Origin of the sequence: Streptomyces sp. NPDC005566 (assembly GCF_040605575.1) — a bacterium.
Lineage (GTDB): Bacteria > Actinomycetota > Actinomycetes > Streptomycetales > Streptomycetaceae > Streptomyces.
Genome location: NZ_JBEXDB010000069.1, coordinates 1 through 1,910, shown reverse-complemented (window position 1 = coordinate 1,910; position 1,910 = coordinate 1). Strand labels below are relative to the sequence as shown.

The window sequence follows — 1,910 nt, the reverse complement described above, 5'->3', positions numbered from 1 at the left end:
TCGCCGGTGCGCAGGGCCTGTGCGGCCAGGTGCAGGGCGACGAGGGAGGAGGAGCAGGCTGTGTCGACGGTGACGGCGGGGCCTTCGAGGCCGAACGCGTAGGAGACCCTGCCCGACATGACGCTGGTCGCTGTACCGGTCAGCAGGTGACCCTCCGCTCCCTGCGGTATCTGTGTCCCGGTGCCGTATCCGGATGCGGTGCCGCCCACGAACACGCCGGTCGAGGAACCACGCAGCACCTGCGGGTCGAGAGCCGCCGACTCGAACGCCTCCCATGCTGTTTCGAGGAGGAGGCGTTGTTGGGGGTCCATGGCGAGTGCTTCGCGGGGGCTGATGCCGAACAGGTCGGCGTCGAATTGGTCCGCGTCATCGAGGAAGGCGCCCCATCCGGCGATCGAGGCGGGCCAGCCGCGGTCGGTGGGGAAGGGCCCGACCGCATCGCCCGCGCTTTCCACCAGGTCCCACAGGGACTGGGCGGAGGTGACGCCGCCGGGGAAGCGGCAGGCCATCCCCACGATCGCGACCGGCTCATCGGAGCCGATCGCCGTTGCCACCGGCCGTGTCGGCGACGATGCGCCGGGTTCGGTCCCCGAGAGTTCGGCCAGGAGGAACTCTGCCAGTACGAGTGGGTTGGGGTGGTCGAAGACCAGCGTGGTGGGAAGCCTCAAGCCGGTGACGGACTGAAGGCGGTTACGGACCTCGACGGCCGTCAGGGAGTCGAAGCCGAGGTCTCGAAACGCCCGGCCGGCGTCCACCGATTCTGCGCTCGTATGCCCGAGGACCGCCGCCGCGTGGGTGCGAACCACGTTGAGGACCAGTTGGCGGCGCTGTCCGGCGGGTATCCCGTCGAGCTGGCGTCGCAGAACGGCCGACGCGGCGTCCTCGTCCGGCGACACCGGTGTGTCCGGAGTGGAGGTGGCTTCCGGGAGTTCGGCGAGGAGTCGGCTCGGGCGGATCGCGGTGAACGAGGCGGCGAACGCTGTCCAGTCGATGTCGGCGACGGTGAGTCCCGACTCGTCGGCGTCGATGGCCGAGGCGAGTGTGCGTACGGCGAGTTCGGGGTTCATCGGTGACATGCCGCGTCGGCGCAGGAGCTGCTGGGTGTCGCTCTGGACGGCCATTCCCGCGCCGTCCCAGGGCCCCCACGCCACAGAGGTGGCGGGCAGGCCTCGCTCGCGGCGGTGTTGTGCCCAGGCGTCGAGGAACGCGTTCGCTGCCGCGTAGGCGCCCTGGCCCGCACCACCCCAAATGGCAGCGCCGGAGGAGAAGGCGATGAACAGGTCCAGGGGCAGGCCGGCCGTCAGTTCGTCCAGGTGTACGACGCCGTCGATCTTCGCACCGATCACCGCAGCCGTCGTGTCCCGGTCAGCTGCTTCCAGCAGTTGTGCGTCCCCGACACCTGCGGCGTGCACGACACCGGTGAGCGGCCACTGCTCGGGAACATCAGCGATCACTCCGGCCAGAGCATCCCGGTCCGCGACATCGCACGCGACGACGGTGACGCGAGTGCCGAGCGCGGCCAGCTCGTCCACCAGGCCTTCCGGCGCCACACCACCACGGCTGGTCAGTATCAGGTGCGGCACGCCCCGGCCGGCCAGCCAGCGCGCCACTTCCGCGCCCAGCGCACCGGTACCGCCCGTGACCAGTACCGTCCCCGAAGGACCCCAGACCGTTTCCGGCACATCGGCCGCCACCGCCCGCACCAGCCTGCGCCCGTACACCCCGGACCCACGCACGGCGACCTGGTCCTCACCACCGTCGGCAGCGTCGGCCAGAACCGCGGCAAGTCGGCCGGATGCGCGGGCGTCGAGGGTCTCGGGCAGGTCGATCATGCCGCCCCAGCGCTGGGGGAACTCCAGGGCCGCGACCCGGCCCAGACCCCACACCGCAGCCTGCACCGGATCGACCAC

At 71.0% G+C, this 1,910-nt stretch carries 1 protein-coding gene; it reads right to left on the bottom strand.

Features of this window, described 5'->3' with window-relative positions; genetic code table 11:
- A partial coding sequence (locus ABZS61_RS34755; RefSeq protein ID WP_356430499.1) for a type I polyketide synthase occupies nucleotides 1–1,910 on the bottom strand: 1,910 nt, incomplete at both ends.